General features: G+C 40.0%; 14 protein-coding genes and 2 pseudogenes. 13 read left to right on the forward strand and 3 right to left on the reverse strand.

The genetic code is table 11. The features are described from left to right. From JF50_RS14735 to JF50_RS14755, 5 genes and pseudogenes are all read left to right on the forward strand, one after another. A complete protein-coding gene (locus tag JF50_RS14735; RefSeq protein WP_052262327.1) occupies positions 1-447 on the forward strand; it encodes a type II toxin-antitoxin system RatA family toxin in 447 nt (148 codons plus the stop codon). After that, entirely contained in the window at positions 444-1,559 is a 1,116-nt protein-coding gene (locus tag JF50_RS14740; RefSeq protein ID WP_052262328.1) for an acyl-CoA dehydrogenase family protein, read from the forward strand. The genes JF50_RS14735 and JF50_RS14740 overlap by 4 nt, the downstream gene beginning before the upstream one ends. Next, positions 1,559-2,413 carry a formyltransferase family protein gene (locus JF50_RS14745; RefSeq protein ID WP_039610235.1) on the forward strand — a complete coding sequence of 285 codons (855 nt, stop codon included), beginning with the start codon at positions 1,559-1,561 and terminating at the stop codon, positions 2,411-2,413. Before JF50_RS14740 ends, JF50_RS14745 begins: the two co-directional genes overlap by 1 nt. Before the next feature lie 234 nt (positions 2,414-2,647). Continuing rightward, positions 2,648-3,733: an efflux RND transporter periplasmic adaptor subunit gene (locus JF50_RS14750; protein ID WP_080760255.1), complete on the forward strand. Its 1,086-nt coding sequence runs from the start codon at positions 2,648-2,650 to the stop codon at positions 3,731-3,733. Continuing rightward, a pseudogene (locus JF50_RS14755) lies at positions 3,711-6,805 on the forward strand (efflux RND transporter permease subunit). Before JF50_RS14750 ends, JF50_RS14755 begins: the two are co-directional and overlap by 23 nt. A gap of 638 nt (positions 6,806-7,443) precedes the next feature. Here the strand turns inward: JF50_RS14755 and JF50_RS14760 are convergent. Next, entirely contained in the window at positions 7,444-7,842 is a 399-nt protein-coding gene (locus tag JF50_RS14760; protein ID WP_039610236.1) for a helix-turn-helix domain-containing protein, read from the reverse strand. 241 nt (positions 7,843-8,083) lie between these two features. Here JF50_RS14760 and JF50_RS14765 point away from each other — a divergent pair, with 241 nt between their 5' ends. Both JF50_RS14765 and JF50_RS14775 read left to right on the forward strand, forming a co-directional pair. Continuing rightward, complete coding sequence (locus JF50_RS14765; RefSeq protein WP_039610237.1) at positions 8,084-8,647, forward strand: hypothetical protein; 564 nt, start codon at positions 8,084-8,086, stop codon at positions 8,645-8,647. A 1,197-nt stretch (positions 8,648-9,844) separates the two neighbouring features. Next, positions 9,845-10,429 (forward strand): hypothetical protein, encoded by a 585-nt coding sequence (locus tag JF50_RS14775; RefSeq protein ID WP_039610239.1) that lies wholly within the window; start codon positions 9,845-9,847, stop codon positions 10,427-10,429. A gap of 13 nt (positions 10,430-10,442) precedes the next feature. Here the strand turns inward: JF50_RS14775 and JF50_RS14780 are convergent, their stop codons facing one another. Beyond that, positions 10,443-11,000: a heme NO-binding domain-containing protein gene (locus tag JF50_RS14780; RefSeq protein WP_039610240.1), complete on the reverse strand. Its 558-nt coding sequence runs from the start codon at positions 10,998-11,000 to the stop codon at positions 10,443-10,445. Then, positions 11,000-11,944: a sensor histidine kinase gene (locus JF50_RS14785; RefSeq protein ID WP_052262330.1), complete on the reverse strand. Its 945-nt coding sequence runs from the start codon at positions 11,942-11,944 to the stop codon at positions 11,000-11,002. The genes JF50_RS14780 and JF50_RS14785 overlap by 1 nt, the downstream gene beginning before the upstream one ends. Positions 11,945-12,362: 418 nt before the next feature. On the opposite strand from JF50_RS14785, the gene JF50_RS14790 reads away from it, so the two are divergent. The 6 genes and pseudogenes from JF50_RS14790 (at position 12,363) to JF50_RS27610 (ending at position 22,796) form a co-directional block, all read left to right on the forward strand. Further along, entirely contained in the window at positions 12,363-13,865 is a 1,503-nt protein-coding gene (locus tag JF50_RS14790; RefSeq protein ID WP_039610241.1) for a calcium-binding protein, read from the forward strand. A 928-nt stretch (positions 13,866-14,793) separates the two neighbouring features. Then, positions 14,794-15,375, forward strand: coding sequence for a DNA phosphorothioation-dependent restriction protein DptF (gene dptF / locus JF50_RS27600; protein WP_235423444.1), 582 nt, complete (start codon positions 14,794-14,796; stop codon positions 15,373-15,375). Positions 15,376-15,637: 262 nt separating this feature from the next. After that, positions 15,638-16,387 carry a DNA phosphorothioation-dependent restriction protein DptF gene (dptF, locus tag JF50_RS27605; RefSeq protein WP_235423479.1) on the forward strand — a complete coding sequence of 250 codons (750 nt, stop codon included), beginning with the start codon at positions 15,638-15,640 and terminating at the stop codon, positions 16,385-16,387. Positions 16,388-16,630: 243 nt separating this feature from the next. Further along, complete coding sequence (gene dptG / locus JF50_RS14800; protein ID WP_235423445.1) at positions 16,631-17,731, forward strand: DNA phosphorothioation-dependent restriction protein DptG; 1,101 nt, start codon at positions 16,631-16,633, stop codon at positions 17,729-17,731. Beyond that, positions 17,712-21,446: pseudogene (gene dptH / locus JF50_RS14805) on the forward strand (DNA phosphorothioation-dependent restriction protein DptH); the annotation flags it as partial. The gene dptG and the pseudogene dptH, both read left to right, overlap by 20 nt. Further along, positions 21,441-22,796 (forward strand): ATP-binding protein, encoded by a 1,356-nt coding sequence (locus JF50_RS27610; RefSeq protein WP_235423480.1) that lies wholly within the window; start codon positions 21,441-21,443, stop codon positions 22,794-22,796. The pseudogene dptH and the gene JF50_RS27610, both read left to right, overlap by 6 nt. Positions 22,797-22,800: the final 4 nt, after the last annotated feature.

Genomic DNA, 22,800 nt, shown 5'->3' on the forward strand with positions numbered 1-22,800 from the left:
ATGAGAGACGTAAAATATACCCAAACTGTGAATGCTTCAGCAGAACAGGCATTCACTAAAATTGCCGATTTTAAATCGTTCGAAAGTCATTGTCAGGCTGTGATTTCGGTTGATGTGACTGAAATTAATGAGCGTGAGTCAGAGTCAACGTGGTTAGTCCATTTTCATGATGGCAAGATGTCTTGGCGTGAGCGTGACCTATTTAATAAAGACGCGCTTAAAATTGAATTTACGCAAATCGAAGGTGATGCGGATATTTTCGAGGGATTTTGGGCGATTGAGGCTGTGTCAGACACTGAATGTACGGTCACATTTGACGCACGCTTTTGTATGGGGATCCCGACACTTGCCGATATTTTAGAGCCAATCGCTGAGTCTGCGATTAAGCAAAATGTCGAACAGATGTTAAATGAATTATTCGTCCCTCAGCAAGAGGCTGTTGCATGAGCACATTTCAAAAAGCGCAGCATTTGCTGCGCGGCACCTTGCCAGAGTTAGCGCAATATCTTACTGAAACGCCTTTTGATGCACTTGAAAGTGAACAGAGCCAAGCGATCAATATCTTTCGAGATACCGGTGGCGCTTCGACCTTAGTTAAGCAAAAATATGGAGGCAGAGGCCTGAATGCTTGGCAGGCTGTGCAGTTGCAAATGGCCATTGGTGCCGCTTCCCCTTCATTGGCAATCGCCGTTGGCATGCATCAGTTTTCTATTGCAACCTTGCAAGAAATGGCAAAAGTCGGAAATGGGCTTGAGTCACTGATGTTAGAGGGGATCTCTCGCTCAAATTTACTTGTTTCTTCTGCATTTAGTGAAGGACAAATTGGCAAAAGTATTTTAAAGAGCTCGATTATCGCTAAAGAAGTGGATAAAGGCTACGTCATATCAGGTGTGAAGAAACCATGTAGTTTAGCCCATTGCATGGATTTATTGACAGCAAGCGTTCAAGTAGAACCTAAGGATGGCGAGCCTTATTTTGCCGTTGCCATGATCCACAAAGCGTGTGAGGGCATTACCGTAGAAAAATTCTGGCAAGCGCCGTTTTTGCAAGCAAGCCAAAGTGAGGCTGTGGTACTAGAAAACGTCTTCGTACCTAGCTCAATGTTGGTTAATGTCGATGAAAAGTCTGCATATCAGTCTCATGTGGCGGGTTTTGTGTGGTTTGAACTCATTACTTGTGCGTCATATTTGGGCATGGTGTGTGGTCTTGTAGAGCGGGCTTGTGAATTGGGTAGGTTACAAGGTGCAGATAAAGCACATGTGCATGTTCAACTGGAAGCATGCGCGTTGTCACTTAAAGCCATCGCTGGAGATATGGACAACCAAACTCAAGACACGCTGGCACAAGTGTTGAGTGTGCGTTATCACTTGCAGGATGTGCTTGCAGAGGTGACTCAAAGTACCTTGAGTTTGGTTGGCGGTATTAATTACATTAACAATGGCTATTTCGCAACGATTGCGCAGGTCATCCATGCATTTAATTTCCACCCACCAGCTAAGCACGCAATGTATGCGCCGCTAAATAATTATTTTGATGGACAAGAATTGGAGATGGTGTAATGCGTGTAGCGCTGTGCAATATTGAAAATTTGGCGACACAACCCGCTATCTTGCAGGTTTTAGAGGCACACAAGAATGAGATCAAGTTGGTTATCACCAGTGATCCTTATTCAAAGAAAAATGGCGGTTTTATAGCGCAAGCTTATAGAAATATGCGTTTTAGAGGATATGGTTTTACAGAGTACTTATTTGTAAAAATGGTATTTTTATCTGTTATCCGGCCGCTATTAAAACTCTTAGGTATGGATGTGCTGCCGAGCATTGAACAGCGCTGCAACGAACTGGGTATTGCGTATATCAAAGTGAAAGACATCAATGATGTCTCTGTCGTTCAGTTGCTAAAAGATAAGCAAATCGACTTATTGAGCATTTATTATTTTGATCAAATTTTACATGATGAAGTCATAGAAGTTCCTAGCCAAGGTGTGGTGAATTTTCATCCGGCCTATTTGCCAAAATGCCGAGGGCTATTCCCAATTATGTTTAGCTATCTTTATAATGAGCAAAATTATGGCATCTCAGCACACTGGGTTGAAAATAAAGAAATTGACGCGGGACCTGTCATTGCTCAAAGTGCGATTAAGGTGAGTAATGCAAAGTGCTTATTGGAAATTGATAGGAAAGTGAGTAACCATTTTCCAGCTTTGTATACGCAAGTGCTTGAAATTTTGCAAAACCAACAGGTCAATGCATCAGTTCAAGCACAACAGAGCAGCTATTATTCTTATCCGCAAAAAGCACAGCTGCGCGAGTTAAATGAGACGCTGCCGCTCATTAATTGGTGTTGGGTACTTCGCGCATTAGGGAACAAAGATACACAGCTCGTGGATAAACAAATATCTAAGATAAATTAATAATGAAATATCATCAGTACATCTAGTATAAAAATCAAACAGGGGTACAATGAAGGTTGGTTTAGTCTATTTATTCTAATTTGGGTTGTGCCACATATTTTTTGAGCGGGTTTATAACCCGCTTTTAGTATTTAAAAGCTTTATACTGGAGTTTGACATGCTTTTGACACAATGCACTAAACTCAAGGCTGACTCGGCAAGTATAAAAAGTAAAGAAATTCGCAAGGATCTATTATGAGAGTTTTATGGAGCTTAATGTTGTTGGTGAACGCACATTGGGCGTCGGCTACAGATGATGTGCAAAGTAAAGGCTTGCCTGTAGCAGCTTATAGCGTTCAACAAGCAACGGGTTTTTATCAATTTCGTCAAGTAACTGGTCAAGTTGTCAAACACCAAGAAGCAGAAATTGGCTTTGAATTTAATGGCGTATTAGAGTCTCTTTATGCCGACCAAGGTGATGCGGTTAAAAAAGGCCAATTACTAGCGAAACAAGATACCCAGCTCCTAGCCATCGAAAAGCTCGAATTACTTGCAAACCTAGACAAGGTAAAAGCACAATTGACACTTGCTGAGCAAGACAGTGAGCGCCTTTTGAAGTTAAGTAAGTCTAATTATTCAGCCCAGCAGCAACTGGATCAAAATCGTTCGCAAATATCGGTCTTAAAAGCCGAGCTTCAAGTATTAAATGTGAAGTTACAAGGCATGGACGTTAGGCTAGAAAAAGCAAACTTAAAAGCCCCATTTGACGGTGTCATTGCGGCGCGTGAAGTGTCAATTGGCGAAGTGGTTGGCCCTGGTAAAGTCGCGTTGAGAGTGCTTGAGCAAAGCAACTCAGAGGTACGCATTGGTGTGCCTCAAGGCCTGTTATCTGATATTCAAAAAACCATGCCTATTACGGTTGGTGGCACTGTTTATCAGGCTCAAAAGCGCTCTGATGGCACCAATCTAGACCCCGTCTCTCGCACGGTACAGTTGCGATTTTCTCTACCTGAAGATGCACTGGTTTTTTCTGGTCAAATGGCGGTCATGACCATCGCCAAAAAGCAACAGAAAAACGGATACTGGGTCCCAATCAGTGCGCTTACGAACGGTACTCGAGGCACATGGCAAATATATCAAATTGAACAAGGACGCTTGCAACCTACGGCTGTTGAAGTGCTGCATAGCGATGGTCAATATGCTTACATTGATGGCGATTTTGTGAATGGCACTGAGATTTTGGCAAATGGCACTCATAAGGTCGCCGCCAATATAAAGTCGATATTGTGCAATCTGTTGCTACCCGAGGTGAGCAACAATGATTCCATTTTTGTTGAATAATGCGCGTTTTCAAGTTCTGTTGATTGCGCTGCTTCTCGTATCTGGTTTTGCTGCTTTAAGCAGCTTGCCTCGTACTGAAGACCCACGGATCATAAATCGTTTTGCTTTTGTAACCACTTATTTACCAGGGGCATCAGCTGCGCGTGTTGAAGCGCAGGTTACCGAGAAAATAGAGCAAAAATTAAAGCAACAGTCAGAAATTAAAAACCTCATTGCCATGTCTCGTGCTGGGATCAGTGTGTTGAGTATTGAGCTGGAAGATGACGTCACAGACAGCACGCCTGTGTGGTCTAGAATGCGTGACTTGCTGGCAGATGTGCAAATAGAATTGCCAGAAGATGCATCGTCGCCGCTGCTTGAAGATGACAGAGGGTATGCGTATACAAAAATAGTGGCGTTGACCATTGAACCCGATGAGAGTGAGTCGCAGTCTTTACAGCAAGCCAAACAGATAGCGGTCAATCGCTATACCAAAGAATTACGTAATCAGTTGCGTAATCAAAGTGGTGTGGAGGTTGTCCATTTATTTGGGGTAGCGAATGAAGAGGTCAGAGTCACGTTAGATCCGGCTAAATTGAAGTTAGCAGGCCTATCGTTTGAGCAAGTCGCACACGCGGTTAAAAATGCGGATGCCAAGGTCTCTGCTGGGATGATCAGCAATCCCCAAATTCAAATGCAGGTGGAGCTCAGTGGCGAGTTTAAGTCGATTACACGCATTAAAGCAATTCCTATCCAAAGTGATGACCGTTATGGTCAGATCCAACTAAGTGACATCGCTAAAGTAGAGCGTATGTTGGTCGAGCCCCAGCAAGAAATTGCATGGGTTGATGGGTTGCCTGGTGCTTACTTAGGTATTCGAATGCTACCCGATGTACGCATCGATAAATTCTCTGAACAGATAGATGAGTTGTTAGAGGCGTTTAAACTCACGTTACCTAACAATATTCAATTGCTCAGTTTGTTTGATCAAAAAGGGTATACCGAAGACAGGCTAGGCGGCTTACTCGATAATATTTTACTGGGCTTTGCGCTTATTCTGGGTGTGTTGTTTGTCACATTAGGATTAAGAGCCGCAATTATCGTAGGCTTAGCGCTGCCACTCACCGTGATGTTTACGCTTGCGTGCATGAATATCTATGGTTTGCCCATCCATCAGATATCAGTAACGGGCTTGGTCGTTGCACTGGGTATTATGGTTGATAATGCCATCGTTATTACCGATGCAATTCAACGTTACCGTCAGCAAGGCATGGCGGTACTCAAAGCAGTTACAAAAGCGGTCAATCATTTTTGGCTGCCGTTATTGAGCTCAACCTTAACGACCATTTTGGCGTTTATGCCCATCGTACTCATGCCAGGGCCTTCTGGTGAGTTTGTGGGGGGCATTGCATTGAGTGTTATTTTTGCATTAGTCGGGTCATACCTTATTTCACATACGCTTATTGCTGTCTTTGCGGGCAAATATGTTCAATCAGACAATCACACAGCGACTGGTTTTTTGTCGCAAGGGATCAGACTGAAAAGACTGAGCAATGTATTTGAGCAGCTCCTTAGTCGTTCTTTAAAAAGACCTTTAGTCACTGCACTATGTGTCATGGTACTGCCAGTACTTGGTTTTATTTCTGCTGGGCAATTAACAGAGCAGTTTTTCCCGCCAGCAGACCGAGACATGTTTCATATTGAAGTGCGTTTATCAGACAACGCCAGTATTCACGCCACAAAAGCGCTTGTTAAACGTATGGATGCCCACATTTTAAAGCACGAGGGTATTGAGCGCTTGGACTGGATGGTAGGGCGAAATATCCCCATCTTTTATTACAACCTAATGCAAAGAGATAAGGGGGCGCGAAATTATGCACAAGCCATGGTCAAAGTAACCGACTTCGAGCGTGCAAATACGTTAATTAGAACCTTGCAGGGCGAACTTGATCGCGCCTTCCCAGAAGCACAAACTCTGGTTAGAAAGCTAGAGCAGGGACCCCCTTTTAATGCGCCGATTGAAATTCGAATATTTGGGCCAGATTTAGATAATTTGGCTGAATTAGGTCAGCGCATAAAGCAAACCGTTATAGCGCATCCAGAGGTAACGCATACGCGCACAACGCTGCAATCAGGCGCTGCAAAAGTCGAGCTGTTAGCCCATGAATCACAACTTACTCACGCAGGTGCACAGGCACAGCGTGTTGCTGCTCAGCTTCAAGCGCAGTCACAAGGCGTGACGGTGGCCAGTGTTTTAGAAGATACAGAGACAGTACCGGTTAATTTAAGGTTTGATGATCAATATCGTGACGGGCTTGATGGGCTTGCTAACGTTGAAGTCATGGGCAGTCAGCCATTGTTGTTATCGGCTTTTGCGACCAGTCGTATTGTGCCAGAGCAAAGCACCATCCACCGACGTAATGGTGAGCGGCTGAATGTTGTTGAAGCATTTTTACAGACTGATGTTTTACCAGCTAAAGTGCTGAAAGATTTGCAAGTTCAATTAGAGAAAGAGCAATTTACATTGCCCGTAGGTTACCGCTTGGAAATTGGTGGCGAGTCTCAGCAGCGAGACCAAGCTGTGGGCAGTTTGTTAGGCAAAGTTGGCGTTATTTTTGTGCTATTGATCACGGTATTAGTTCTTACATTTAACTCGTTTACAACAACGGGGCTGATACTTATCACGGCGTTTCAGTCGGCCATGTTAGGCATTTTAAGTGTGTATATCGCAGGTCATCCGTTTGGTTTTACGGTAATAATCGGTCTGCTCGGTCTAATGGGACTCGCCATTAATGCGGCCATTGTAATTTTATCTGAGCTCAGAGCGAATGAAGCCAAGACCGTAGATGAGATTGTCACTGGGGTTATGACATGTGCTCGACATATCACATCGACCACCATCACTACAGTGGGTGGGTTTTTACCTCTCATTTTGGCGGGGGGAGTTTTTGGCCGCCATTTGCCATTGCGATTGCGGGCGGTACGGTACTAACAACCGTATTATCATTTTTCTTTGTGCCAAGTTGTTATTGGTTAATGCAAAGGAAACGTACGCCAGCGCTGATGACTAAATTAAAAAATCTAAAAACCTAGAGCATTTAGATTAAGTATGGCCATTTTATTGGATGGTCATACACTGTTTTATTCTGTTAGCGTGTTTCGTTGTCTCCATTTTGTTTGCATATTTTATGGCTATGCTTAGGGTATTAAAGCATTGCGGCTTTTAATACCTTCCAAGCAAGCAGAGTCACATGGATGTGACTTTTTAATTTGTCGCTTCCATGTATCTCCTTCTAGAAAAAATAGAACATCACAGTTTTATACTAATCTGTCAGTTTTTGAAAAGTGAACGATTTGTATTCTTTCTGCTTCTACATATTGAAGCGTGTTGATGACAGTTCATATTGAGTTTTATTATTAGGTAATGAGACTGTCGCAATAAGTTTAAGTGGGGACTTATGAATAATAGTAGATGGGGTTGAGTGTTTCTGTACAAATCCTATAACGGCTTACTACAACACATTTTTTGGTCAAAGTATTCAGTAGAGTGAAAGGTTTAAAATGGTAAACATCATGGGTTTTCTATCCATTGCAATTTGCTTATTAAAGACCAAGTGATGCTATTTTTAGGATGCTTTGTGCAAAACAGGAGTTCACCTTCAGCTGTCTATACTATCACCATAAACCTGATGGTAATTATTTAGCTTTAGACTGACTAATCGTGCCTGTGCTTATTTTTCAGGTTTAGGTGCGTCAAAAGCATTTTTCATTAGTTTATTGAAGTTATAACAATCTAAATGATTTGAGTTCGGGCAGTTAGCTACTTTAACTAACTCTGCTTTGACTGCTTCTAATTGTATGATCTTATTTGCAATATCCTCAGATTTTTTAATTAACATCTGTCTGTCAATTTCAATACTTTTACCGTTAAAAAATGAAGCAATTTCATCTAATGAAAAGCCAGCTAATTGACCTAGAGATATAATAGAAAGCTGATCAATGATGTCATGGGTATAATATCTTCTCAATCCTTGCCTGCCAGCAGGCTTTATGAGCCCTTTTGATTCGTAATATCTCAATGCGGACGCATTGATGCCCGTTTTTTTAGTGACTTGGCCGATATCTAGCATGTATAGCCCTTAAACTTGTGCGCGTTAGTTTTGTTACTTTGTCACATTTTTCCAAGCTTGTTAAGCATAAGCTTGTTTTAAAATTAATCCGTAACATAGGCTAATAAACAGTAAGGTAAATAAACCAAGCTTAAATCTAAATAAGGCTTAATCAATACACAATGGTGTTGCAATAAAGTCAATTATTTCGATATGATTAATATGTTAAAAGTTGAAGTGCATAATTATAGAGAGCTCATGTTTGACGTATTCAACTGACCCTGTGTTATTAAATATTATTGCGCATGAAGGGTTTAAAATATTATTATTCTTTACATTGCTGTATTTTCTGTATGAAGTGAATCGTAATGGTTTTGCGAGACTTTATGATAAAAACCATCAACTAAAGAGTGACTTTGATAAACAGTTTGTTTCTTGGAGCATCACCTTCTGCGTTATTTCTATTCTGCACTTTACAGATCAGCCTGTGAACGACGCTGTGCTCGATGCTGATATTGATCAAACTGTAAGGCGAAGACTTTTTTATTTTTTGAAAATGTGTTTTAGCTTTATAAGTATTGTGTGCATTTATGCCTTGCATACTCTTCGCGACTGCCCATTTTCAAAGACCGCTAGAAATTGTATTTATGTCATCATACCCACGATGACGATTAGCTTTATAGAACTCTTTTTGAGGGGATATTTGGACATTAATACGTTCATTCCAGTATATCGATTTTATGGTGTGTTGCATTATGTACTACTTATGGCTGCGCTCATGGCTTTTCCAATTCGTCAGTTATGGATGTTACGAAAAGCAGGTTAGTAGCATACATAAGCGCACATTTTCATAAACGCACCACACTCAGTCTCTTCGTCTGTTAAGCATAGTTGAAATGGTAATTTTTTTGACTCGTCTTGAGCTACGATATACATATCAGAATATACATAACCTTAATTACTCCGGTTATTATTGAATTTAATATTTCCTTCTGTTGGAATTTAATATTCTTTTTATCTGGTTGAAATACGCAGTTGTATCATAGAAAGGGTTAGTGTATTTTGTGCAAGTTTTTACATTATAGGGATGTTTTTGACGTGGCTGAAAATTGCTCTTCATCGTTATGAGCATTGGATAACGTCAAACCAATATGTGTTGCAATTCAATATATATTGATAAGGGAAGTGCAAAATTATGCGAAAAACTTGCTTTATTGAGTGTGCGCATTTTCTATCAGCCCAGTGAACAGTTGAGAGTACTTTAGTGTCGCTACTAACCGAAACAGAATTATTGAACACGATTGCTTTCAGGGGATTGCAAATTAGTTTAGTGCTGGTTTTCATATATTTCGTAGTTACCGCCAAAGGCCAACGAGTTGTTCGAATTTATGATAAACGATTTGAGATAAAAACAGAGCAAGAACAGTGTTTTGTGTCTTTTTGGATTACATTCTTTTGTCTTTTTATTCATATACTCATAGATGAACAGGTTTCGAACACGATTATTGCGGCGGATCTTGATTACTTATTGAGAAGAAAGATTTTCTATTTCTTAAAGCTCAGCTGTACTTTGGTGTTTATAGTCTCTATTTATGCTGTGCATTTATTGAGAAGGTGTCCTTATTCACCTGCCACGAGAGTCGTTTTTTACATCTCTATCCCCGTTGCTTCGATCTTTTTTGTACAACTGATCTTACGTGGATACTTAGAGATTGAAGCGTTAGTGCCGTTATATCATTGGCTAGCCATCGTTCAGTGTTTTGTGCTCTCGGTCTTTGTGTTGTCATACCCAGTTAAAGAGATATATCAATCATATAGAAAGAAATTGATGTAAGTATATTCATTAAAACGACAGAGTTTTTAGGGCGCTTGAGTGAACGGGCCCGTGCAGTTGTACTTACGCTATTGATGAAAGAGGGCGGTTGCTTTGATTTTTGACAAGATAACAATGCAACTGAGCCAGATTTTCTGTGTTTAACGAAATTACTTTTAAAGTAGTTACTTACATTTAAAGTGTTTAAAGATGGATCAAATTGTAGATTTTTTGATAGTGTCGGGTGTTTTGTACAAGGGCTTACAAGCCTCTTTGTTTATTGCCTTTTTATATACATTGTACGTAACGCGTCGGCGTGGTTATGGTTTTTTTTGCGATAGAAGACATAAGCTAGATAACCCGGCCGATAGGGATTTGGTCTCTTGGCATATCACCATTGTGACCTTATTTGTTATGCAGCTAATTGATCATATATTGCAATATTCGCTTGTTGCTTTAGATTTGGATTATGTTGTTAGACGACGCCTATTCTATTTTTCTAGGTTGTTTTCTATTGGGATTTTTATCGTTTCTGTTGTGGCATTGCATTCTCTTAGAGGGTGTAGCTTTTCTCGATATTCGCGCGCGATAGTGTATGTATTGTTGCCAATCTCCACGACGACCTTGATACAACTTGTATTGAGAGGGTATTTAGATATTGAAGTGTTTAGACCTTGGCATAGGTTGGTTGCGTGTATTAGCCAATTAGCGTATCCGATCATCATATTTTCGTTTATTGCATCGCAGCTTTACGCTGACTTCAAACAGCGTGCGAGCAGACGTGCAGCCCAATAGGCGCTTTGTCATTTCACAGTTCAACGCCGTTAGCGTAAGTAATTAAATACTTTGCACTGTTTGGGTTTTCTTGCCAATTTAGCTGTTTAGTAACGGTGATTTGTACGCCATAGTATTCGGCCATACCAGCCAATACGCCTTCAACCAGATCGAACATTCTACGTGACGAAGTATAAATAAGCTGCGCTTCAAATAAGGACAACGTGTTGTATTGGAATTTTGGCGGCAGTGCATCTGGGTAAAGCTTTTTGAGTTCGATATGATGTAAGTCATCCAATTGTTGTAATACATACGCGGGGTGTGCGTAATCAGTGAAATGCTTAGGCAGTAACCCTGACAGCCTTGGGTAAAGCCATTTACCAAAGCTAAAATGCGCTTGTGCGAGCGTAATGCCTATTTTATTGATGACGATATCGACCAATTCAATAAGATGTTCGTCAGGGTAGTTTTCTGTCCGCACAAATGCGGTGTTAGTATCAAACGAGCAGGCTTCAAAAGCGTCGTATAATACTTCTTCACCGGCAACTTCAGTGACAAATTCTTCAAGTAACATAAAAATATGACCTTTCATTATGCAAACTCCGGTTTGAATGGCAGACTAATGGTAAAGCGCGTACCCTTACCCTCTGTACTTTCAACGGCGATTTTACCTTTGTGTTGCTGAATGATTTTATAAGAAATCGAGAGGCCCAACCCTGTGCCTTTTCCGACTGGCTTAGTGGTAAAAAATGGGTCAAATATATTGCGTAGATTTTGTGCTGAGATCCCCATGCCGTCATCGGCGATAGTGATGTAAATATTGCGCTCATCAAAGCTGCTGCTGATGTCAATTTTGCCTAGCTTCTCAATTGCTTGACCAGCATTGATCAATAAGTTTAAAAACACTTGGCACAGCTTGTTACCGCTACATACAAGCTTGGGTAATTTGCCTAGTTGGGTGTTCAAGGTCGCGTGATGTTTAAAGCTGCTCTGTGCTAGATTGATGGCTTGGTCAAGGACTAGGTTAAGATCTTCAGGTACCATCTCCTCGTTGTCGATGTGTGTGTAGTTACGCAACTCAGTAACGATAGATGCGATCTTATTCAAGCCACACAAAGACTCATCCATTAAATCGGGAATGTCGTCTTGAATAATGGCGACGTCGTAACTGGATTTGAGCGCTAACATTGCTTGCTCGTTTGGTGCCATTTTTTCAAGATCTTCCTGATACGCCAGTAACGTGATGAGATACATTTTTAGCGTCTCAATATTAGACTTAGCATAGCCGGTAGGGGTGTTGAGTTCATGTGCAACGCCCGCAGATAGCTGGCCTAATGACGCCATTTTTTCTTGCTGAATTAGTTGCACCTCCTGCTTTTTAAGGGCTTCAAGTGCTTCACAAAGCTCTTCATTGGCTTTGTACAAGCTGCGAGCTCTGGACTCGAGTAAATCTTCAGCATGTGCTTTACCTGCTAGCGCACGTTGCAGCTTTTTTTCAAGCAGCGCGATGGTTTTACTTGCTTCTAGTGTTGTCATGCAAATCCAATCTAGTTGTTACATTTATAAGCAACGAAGCAAGAATAGCTCCAATTTAGCTCTCAATATCAACTTTGTATTTTTTACCTATAAAAAACAGCAAGTAAGGAATAGCCAGCCTCAGTTTGACGGCGAATGTAAATGCGTTTTTTGCATTTTGCAAAGACCTAAAAAGGCGTAATTAATTCTCAAAATGCAAAATTTCACGATATAAAAGCCGTGAGTCTCAATTTGCGAAAAGCAAAGCTGTTTTGCAAGTTGGTACTGGCAGATGCTGCCAAAATACATGCCGTTTACGCCAAAAAGGGCTGGGAGTTGCGGCCTTCACTTTTCTTACTTATTTGCTTTTTAGCTTCCTCAAGAGTAGGCAGGTAAAGGAATAAAAATGCCTCTATATCAATCATATTGAGGAAATAAAATGATGTTTAAAAAAAGTACACTCTGCGCAGCTTTGGCATTGGGTTTGTCAAATTATGCGATGGCGGGCTGCGGCGGCTTAAGTGATGGCGCAATCGCTTACATTGACGGCGATACACTAAAAATTAATGGCACGAATAGCAGCGAGAAGTTCACGCTGAGTGTGTCTGGTGACAACTTAAAGGTTACTCGAAGAGTGGGTAACAGTAGCAGTTGCGATAATTTTTATTTGAGCCAAATTGATGAGGTTTATGCCGTACTCAACAGTGGCAATGACACCTACAACGGCAAGGATGTCAATGTCATTCAAAAGGTGTATGGCGGCGATGGTAACGATCACATCACTACTGGTCGTCAGAATGACTATATTCGCGGTGGAAATAATAACGATACGATTTTTGGGAACAGCGGTAACGACACCATTTTAGGTGACAATGGCGATGATGAAGTGGATGGCGGTTATGGTAATGACTCTATCCGCGGTGGGAGTGGCCATGACAAATTATTGGGCTCGTACAACAACGATACGATTTTAGGTGACAATGGCGGCGACCTCATCATGGGCGGTCAAGGCGAAGATAGACTGTACGGCGGCAATGATAATGATTACATTGGCGGCGGGTGTGTGCTTGAAAACGCCAATGGCGGTGATATTTACGATGCACCGCACTGTGACCACAGTAAAGACGGCGCAGATAAGCTGTATGGCGGCAACGGCCATGACGTGCTAAGCGGCGGCAGAGGCAGCGATACTTTACATGGTGATGACGGCGACGATTACCTTGCGGGTAACGAAGGCCGTGAAGACCGCTTGCATGGTGGCGACGGCGATGATGCGTTGTTTGAAGATGGCGACGGCAATTCAAACAACAAGCGTTGGCACAAAGCCTGGGGTAATGACGGCGACGATATCCTCGTGACCAACGGCGAGTTTTCTGATCAAGAAGGGGGTAAAGGAAACGATGTGATCATCGCGCTTTCAACGGGATATGATGCCAAAATTGAAGGCGGTAAAAACGGCGATTACATTTGGACTGGCGACAGTGCTCCACAAGGGTCATGTGGTCAGGGCAATGACAAAGGTATGGTCTTCCTGGACAAATGCGAAGGCACGACTTGGGTAGATGACTATCAAGGCTTGCTGTCAAAAGTGGATAAGCGCAGTAACTTTGATAATCCATATTTTGATGCCGCTGATGCCGTAGTAGAAATGGATAACTCGCACTCAGGTTTTAAAAACGGTTGGCGTAGTTATAAAGAAAACCAAAAGCCCCATGCCTTGTATGACATAGTGTCATCGTCGGTGTTTTACCGCTGGTTAGATAACCGCGCGACCACGCCTTGGTCATATTACGAGTGGAAAGTGTCGTTCAATCCAGGCAATGGCATGTATGGTACATATACTCACTGTATGGAAGACAATGTGGCTTATAACTGTGTATGGCAAATCGGCCAAAGCCAGCAATGCTATAACAAAGACGGCAATACAATTTCATGTGACTAACCTGATCTGGTAATTAGGTTATCAACCCAAGCCCACATTTGTGGGCTTTTTTGATGGTGGGTGAGTGTGGCTTTGGTATTAGGGATTGGGTTCTGGATCTTAGTTGAGTGCGTGCAGTGGTGTATTAACTTTCGTCATCCTGACTAAGGTCAGGATCCATTTTTTGCTCACCCAAAGCGCTGACTATTGAGATTGTTTAAAAGAATGGATTGCGTGGCAAGCCCACAATGACGGGTGTTTAGATTGAAGCTGAGTTTCATCTGCGTCATCCTGACGAACGTCAGGATCCATTTTCTACTCACTCAAAGCGCTGACTATTGAGATTGTTTAAAAGAATGGATTGCGGGGCAAGCCCACAATGGCGGGCGTTTAAATAGAAAGCAGGTTTCAACCCCTTCATCCTGACGAGCGTCAGGAACCATTTTCTGCTCATTCAAAGGGCCAATCATTCAGATTGTTTAAATGAATAGATTGCGGGGCAAGCCCACAATGACGAACGTTTAGATTTAAACAGAACCCAAACTGCGTCATCCTGATGAACGTCAGGATCCATTTTCTGCTTACCCAAAGCGCTAATCATTGAGGTTGATTAAAAGAATGGCTTTACAATGATGAAGTGGAGTGCTTGCAGATATAAATTGTATTTAAGCTGCTCGGAGGGAACTATATAAGGTGTAATCCTATGTAATGTAAATTTTTAATTGTTATTGCTACCTTTAAAAGTTTTTTAATTGTTTATTGGCTTCGTATTGCGCAAACAAATTGATTTAAGGGAAGTTAAGTGCTCAAAACTTGAGCTGAAGCACTACAAATGAGTAAAAAATTCGTGTTTAATACGTCAATAATCAGAGTTTTATATTAAATCTCTGGCAATAAGTATTTACGTAACGCGGTTAAGGACGAACGACCGTGTGATAACAGGATTTTTATGCGCCTAAAAGAAGCCCTTAGTGTCATGTCAATGGCATCACCTTATGCTGTCTCTACAGAACGTAGTGAAGGTGAAATGAATCATCATCGCAGAATTAAAAAAGAGCTCTTCATTGAAATGCCGATTGAAGCTGATGTCCAAAAGCAACTTTCAAGTATGGCTTCAGGGTCCAAAGAAATCTTCTTTTTTTGTGGTAGTAGTGGTGATGGTAAATCTGAGTTACTTACCAAGTTTAAAAAGAAATTTGATGCTCGTATAAAATTTCATTTAGACGCGACACACAGTTTTGAACCAAGTCAAAATGCTATTCAAACATTGGATAAAGTATTTGCTGACTTTGATGAAGGCACCTACCCACTTGTGGTCGGTATTAATACGGGCATGCTTGGTAACTACGCCGAAGAAGGTGAAAATGTTGCTTTCAAACAGGCAATAAAATCTTATTTGTATGAAGGTGTTAAAATAGTAGGTAATATAACCTTTATTAGCTTTGAAGATTATCCAAAGTTTTACATTGACGAAACTGGCTACACAGCTGAGTTTGCGCAGAAGTTTGTTGCAGCGTTTAACTGCGAATGACAGCTTAATCCACCAGCTTGTAGACAAAGATATTCTTGAAAACAAAGATAAAGAAAGTCGTCGTATTCAAGCCAACTATAAGTTATTAAGCTTACCCGCAGTCCAAAGCAATATAATTGAGCTTCTTTTAAAGCTCGTTTAATGCGTGACCAGTTTTTAACTGCACGTGCTTTACTAGATTTTACTTTCTTGTTAATTACCGGGGCCAAAATATTTATTTGATAACCTATTTGCTGGTGGTGATAACGAACTGGCAAATAAACTGGTAGATTTCGACCCCGCACACAACCGCACTAAGAATATCGACTCATTTGTTATAGAAAAAGACTTAGGGCTCACAGACCAAGCTTTTGATGAGTATTGTGATTCACTTTCGCAATTTGGTATTGAGCCATTATCAAACGCGTTTTCATATTTACGGCTTTTCTATGTACTTAAAGGAGCTGAGTTTAGTAATAATTATCATGCAAAGTTTGTTCAAGATTATAGTCAAAGCCTAATTGAGCAATACGTACAAATTTATCAGTTACATAGAGATTTTGATAATAGTGGTAAACAACGAAAGCAGTTAAAACCTTTCTATAACGAGTTACTCCGCTCTGCAATTAGAAAGTACAACAACCGCAATGCTCCGCAACTAGATAAAGGGCAATACTTAATAAAAGAACTGAACGGTTATCAGCTAGTTGCTGAGCTTGAAGTGAAAGCAGACCATAAAAACATCATCAACCATCCGCCCAAAAGCTCTGCCAGTTTTACAGCGTGTCTAAATGTACAAGGTGAGTCTCTCACAATTCCTGTGACTCTTAATTTACTCGAACTTATACAACGAATAGAAGACGGCTATCGACCAAATAAACACGACAAAAACACAGTTGTGTTGTTAGATGAACTCATTGAAGACATCTCCAAAGTCGCTAATAAAGTTAACACACTCAAAATTTTGAAGGGCAATACTAGCATTGGTATTAAAAAAGTTGATGAAGATGAATTTGAAGTGAGTGGCATTTAATATGTTAAAAGAAACACTAACACCACCAGAGAAAAATGGATTTGGTTCATTTTTACCTTTAAGAACAAAGACAAACACTATAAGTTTTGCTGGGACACAATTCTTGGTCTTTTTGTTCACCTGCTTTACGACAAGGCGCTAGTTAAAGAAAACGTAGATAGCTTTAAAGAGTTATGTGAAACGCGGATAACAGAAAAAGTAGATGAAGTTGAGCTATGGTCAGTGCTTGAGAAAATGTACTTTGTGAACGACCAGCTTTATAAAGTGTCACCCGAACTACTGATTTTTAAAGCTGTAGATAAAGAAATTAGTGAAAATGATAAAAAAATGGGAGCGATGTTTGCTGGTCTATTAAATGGCTTTAGCCTTACAAAGTCCCCTGAGAGTGAATTAAACTTTTTAGAGCAAGAAATTAAAAACGAGTTTGATAGCTTTTATGTAACTGGTAAAAAAGCTGAATCAAAGTATAAAGAACTGCCCACCTACCTACCGTTTTTAACTGGTTACTTTAAAAAAGACTTAACCTTCTTAAACGACCACCCTAATTATTTGATTAATAACTTTAATGCGATGATCAGACTATACGGTTTTTTATATATTTCGCAAATGGCACTGAATATAAAAGACTGGACTAACGGTGAGCCTAAAAGTAAGCCTTGCTTTTTTATATTAGATAACGAAAGAGCAAGTGAAGAACGAACACAAGTAAAGGCATTTGGTTATAAGCAACTCCACGAATATATACACTTTTTATTTCCATATTTGTTTATGAATGAAGCGCTACAGCCAAATGATAAAAATAATAATATTCGACCGCTTTGGCAGCTTTATACAGAGTTAAATGAGCAGAACAGCGATGAACAACAAAGCACGTTGGCAAAGCTTAACCAATTCGGTAATGAGTTTGTACAGCAGCGTGTCGCTGCGAAACGTTTTAACAAAGAACAAATTTGGCAAAACCAAGATAGCATTGAAGATGCTATTAGAGCTTTGTTAAAAGTTACTTATGCCCAGTTTGATCGAAAAACAGGGCGATTAGCGCAATATAACGAAACACCTGTAAAAGGCATGGTTAATCAAATATTAAACCCTTTCATTCAAAAAAGAGGTAAAGCAGGGCAAGTACTCACCTTTAATCAAGATTTAATTGTGTTACTTACAAACCTAGCTATAGGCACACATGAAAAGTTACGTTTTCACGAGCTTGTAAAAGAGTTCGAAGCAAGAGGCGTATTTTTTGATAAACAAAGCCAACAAACCTTAATAGATTTTTATGAGCGCATGGGCAATGTAGAAAGAATGAGTGATAGCGGGGATGCAGTGTATGTTAGAAAAACAGTTTGAAGAGTTTTTAGTTGCGCATTTTAATCAATGGGCGACGAATGAAATAAAAGTAGGTTTCAGATACCAGTTCACATGCCCTGATGCAGGGAAAGGGTACAAACTTTATCAAGCGTTTACCAAAGAATCACAAACACACATTAATGTAAAAGGTATCAACTTACCTACATTAAAGTATGGTGATGTTGAGCTAATTCCTGTTTATGAAGGTGAAAACTTTACCGAAAACTACATTGCACATTTACGTGATGAAGTTTCAGCCCTTGAGGGCGAAACTAAAGGCACGGCTTTACTTGTTATACATAATTCGTTACTTGATACACTTAAAAATTCAACCGAAGACGTTGCGCAACAAGGTGCTGTTTGGCATCCACAACAAATAAAGCAGCTTTTACATGGGTTAATTGACCAAAAAGGCGACCTTGCACAAATTTCAGAATGCTTACTTGATTTTAGCTTTGAAGAAATACTCGAAGATGAAGCCACCATGTTTGGCTTTGAAAAGCTTTATTATGCGATTGCCGACGGGGATTTACGTTTTGAAGAAACAGGTAGACTTCGAGATGAGCAGCTTATTAAGGGAACTTGGGATGATAAAGACGCGATTAGAGAACGCCTAGAGTTAAATAGTAAGTTAAGCGATAAGCTCGATTTTATTACCCATCATTTCCCTAATGAGCTAGAAGATAAACTCGCTGCGGAAGACTTAGGCGAAAAGTTCGTTAAAGAACATTTCCCAAAAGACGATGTTGAACGATATAAAACAACGCTAGATCTAGGCGAATGTTTAGCTGAGCAAGATAAAAACCGTACTGAGCTATTAGAGCTTGAGAGTATTAAAGCCCCGCATTTGGAGTATGTAACAAAAACCAAAACAGAGAGCGGTGCAGGTCTTAGAGAAAACCATATACTGTTATTTTTAGAAGCTGATCAACACGCCTTTGAGTTAGATTTAAGCTTTATCAAACAAAAACTAAAAGACAGTTATTGTTCGGTGCAGCATGATAACTACGAGCAAAAAGCAGTAGTCACAATTAAAAATTTAGGCGGTGTGCGTAGCCGTGCAATTGTAACAGGCAGCTTTAACGGGCAAGCAAGATATATTGCAGTACAAGTTAAAACTGATAAACCCAAAGAAACCCACAAGTTTAAAATTTTAGTACTGCGAAAAAATGACTTTTTCGAAGAAGGTTTCAAACATAACTTTTTAGTTGAACCTGATAAGAAAAAGCAGTACATCACTTTACAAACAGACGATAACTCCCTGCAAATAGCTGAAGAGGGTAATGCTGCTACCGTACAAAGAAACGAAGAGTGTTTGAATAACCAAGAGTTTGCCACGGTTGATTTTAAAAAACTTGCCAGTGAGTCAGACGAAGTATGTTTTACGGTAGAGGGTAAAGAAACAAAACTGACCTTTAATGTTGAAGGCGAAGTATCAACGGACTCTTTATCATTACCACTGCTGCTGGATCAAGGCCGCTTCAACCATATATTTGAAGATGATTACTACGGGCAATTTAATCGCAGCAAAAATAAAGTTCAAATAGATGGTAAAGAAATAGCGCCCAAAGCAAAGCGTTTAACCTTACTGCAATATGAAGCACAGCTTGTTGATAAGTCAACTTTAAGTAAGCAGACTAATGGGCAAACACTACTGCATGACATAGAAGGCGTATATAACGAGTTATTTTTAGCGTATCGCGATTTATTTGATTACTTACATAAAACTAAAACGCTTATTAGCCTGGCTGGTTGGGGAGCTGAATTACGACAAATCATCACTAAAATTGTAGCGGCTTACCAACAAGAGATTAATCAAATACCTTTTAATGCGCCATTAAGTAAGGCTCAAAAAACCTTGGTGAATATTGGTTTTGCTGAATTTTCTGAGCAGGAATATATTACACCTTTACACCCACTTGTTTTAGCTTATAACGCCAATCTAGCAAGTGTGTTAGCGGAAGATAAGAAGAACATTGGCAGTTTTAAAAAACTACCGCCAGTCACAATTAACCGCTTAACTGTGCAAGGTTTAATGCCGTTTGTGTATGACGCGAAAAATGATTTCTCATACAACCATTCTGAGAAAGAAAATGTTTTTTGGTCAAAGCTATTCCGCAACAAGAAAGCAGTTATGACTTTGTACGTAGTTTAGTAAAAGACAAGGTAAACAAGTTCACAGCAGCCTTTAAACCTGTTTGTAGCTGGTAATAAAACTACCTTGATTATTAACTCAGTTAACAATCAACAAAATAAAGAAGTGTTCTTAGGGTTAATTGACTACATCAAATTGAAAAAGGACAAAGTCACAAACATACATGTGAATTTGTACGACGAAGCCGAAAGCTACTGTTGGTTTGATAAATTTGCAGACACAGCAAGTTATGACGAGCTAAAAGACCTGTGCGAACTCAATAAAGGATCAGCTAAAACACAAGCTGATAGCATTATTGATTTGCTACGTACACGTTTAACCTATAGCAAGTTTACGCACGACAAAGGTGAAAAAGCACAAGCCTATGCGCATATGAGCTTTTTCAAAAATAATGAGCGTGTGCAAGCAACTGATGTTGACGTGTTAAAGCAAAAAACGGGTGTTGCGTGTCATGGTTTGATGCCAGGCGAAGCAGCAACCAACAAAAATGGCCGTTACTACACCGCATTTGGTTTACATGGTATTGATACTAGCGAAGCGCCGCAGCTTGAACTTGTTGCTAAATACAGTGGGCTAGTTAAACCTGCGCGCAGCCAACACGAAGAATACAACCCATCACGTTCACAAGCGCTTGTGGTGACCGAAGAGTTTAAAACGCTACTTGAGCGCTCTTACGAAAACTCTATTTGGACAACCATTATTGACCCGAAAGTCACCTTAGAGTTTTTTGAAAACCAAAAGAACATGGTGCTTATTCATTACTCAGACAATTACACAAACTCAGTGAATTACGACGCGATCACCGTAACTAAGCAAACTGGTTTGTATAACAAGGTACTTGAAAGTGATGATGGCGGTATTATTGAAGAGTTCAATGCCTTTAATGGCGAATGGTTACTTAACCTAGTTACAGCCAATGACAACGAGCGTAAAGAAAAACGCGGCATTATTTGTGCCTACAAATATGTAAATTGTTTACTCGCTAAAAGTGATATTACTTGGGTGCCTCTTTCAATTGCAGAAGTAATTCGTGTGGCAGGCAACCTTGGCTTAAATATGGCTGATAGTGACTTGTCACGTTTGGCGCAGGGCTTTAAAAAAGGCGTGATCTCTGACGACATCTTGTTTGTTGGCTTTAAAGACCAACAAATTATTCTATTACCTGTAGAGGTAAAAACAGGTAAACGCCAAACCCACAGTAAAGGTGTTAAACAAGCACAAGAATTAAAAAGCTACTTTGAATCTTTACTTGGTCAACAAACATTAGCAGGGCACTTATACCGTGGCTTATTTATGCGCCAAGTGCTGATGCAAATTGATAAATACAAATTGTATAACGTGTATGAAAATGATTACTTTGATGTGATTGAAGACAACAGCGCATATTGGTTACAAGGTGATTATCAACTTGCAGAGTTAACCGATTACCCAGCTGGGTTATTGTTTGTAAATGTAGAAGATTCTTATTTCGCCCAAGCTAAGTTTACTCTTGAAAGTAATATCTTAAAAATTGAAGTGCCTGCAGCTTGTTTAAGCCACTGGGTCAAAACACCTATGCAAACATTATTTGCTGAACTCACACCAGCAAAACTCCACCATATAGATGAGCGGTACATTCTTAATGAAAAAACTACAGTTAATTTATTAAGCGAGATACATAAAGTGGCTGATTCTGCCACAAAACAACAGGTTGAAAAACAGGCTACTGTTGACTTGAAGGAGCCAAATACCAGTCAAAATGGAGAAACTGAAAATAAAAGTAGCAGTGAAGAACTACAAAGCAATGAACACTTAAAAGTATTAGTAGGTCATGTATTATCCCAAAACACACCTGTATACTGGGAGCCCACAAACACCGCTAAGTTTATGAATACTAACTCGGGTATTATCGGCACGATGGGTACTGGTAAAACCCAGTGTACAAAATCGGTAGTAACTCAGCTTTATCGTAACCAGCATAATAATGTAGATGGTAAACCAATTGGTATTTTGATTTTCGATTACAAATCTGACTATGTTGATGATAAGTTTTTAAATGCTACTAACGGCAAATCATTTAACTTAGATTGCTTACCATACAACCCTTTGAGCTTGTTTGGGAATAAGCCAAAGCTGCCAGTGCATACAGCTAGTGCTTTTGCTACAACAATGACAAAGGCTTTTGGGTTAGGACCTAAACAGCAAACAAAGCTTAAAAATCTGATTTTAGAAGCTTACCAAAATGTTGGAATTGATCGTTCTGATAAAACTACGTGGAATATACCCGCACCGACTTTAAGTGATCTTTGGGACCTTTATCTTGAGCAAGAAAAGGTCGAACAAGACTCGCTATATGCCGCATTAGATAGTTTAGTTTCTTTTGAAGTATTTGAACCTTGTGCTAATAAAGTTAAAAGTTTGTACGACTTAGTTGATGGCGTAACGGTTATTGAGCTGGCTGGTTACGATACAAGCATCCAAAATCTTGTTGTTGCACTCACACTAGACTTGTTTTATTCGCAAATGCAAAAACAAGGTAAGCCAGAAGTTCTGGGGGATTTTAGGCAAGTGACCAAATTAGTGCTAGTTGATGAAGCCGATAATTTTATGTCACAAAACTTTGCCAGCCTTCGCAAAATATTAAAAGAAGGCCGTGAATATGGTGTAGGTGTCATTCTATCAACACAAGATATTACCCACTTTAAAACCGGTGAAAACGATTATTCATCCTATATCTTAAGCTGGATAGTTCACCGAGTAGCACAGATTAAAAACCAAGATATTAAGAGTATTTTTAATGTGGATGATAAGCAAGAACAAGAAAGACTCATGAAGTATATTCGCGAACTTGAGAAACACACCAGTCTGTATATTGATGGTAAAAAAAGTATTAGAAATATCAAAGATAAGGCTTTTTGGGAACTAGTTTAGTTCT

This window comes from Pseudoalteromonas luteoviolacea, assembly GCF_000814765.1.
Taxonomy (GTDB): domain Bacteria; phylum Pseudomonadota; class Gammaproteobacteria; order Enterobacterales; family Alteromonadaceae; genus Pseudoalteromonas; species Pseudoalteromonas luteoviolacea_H.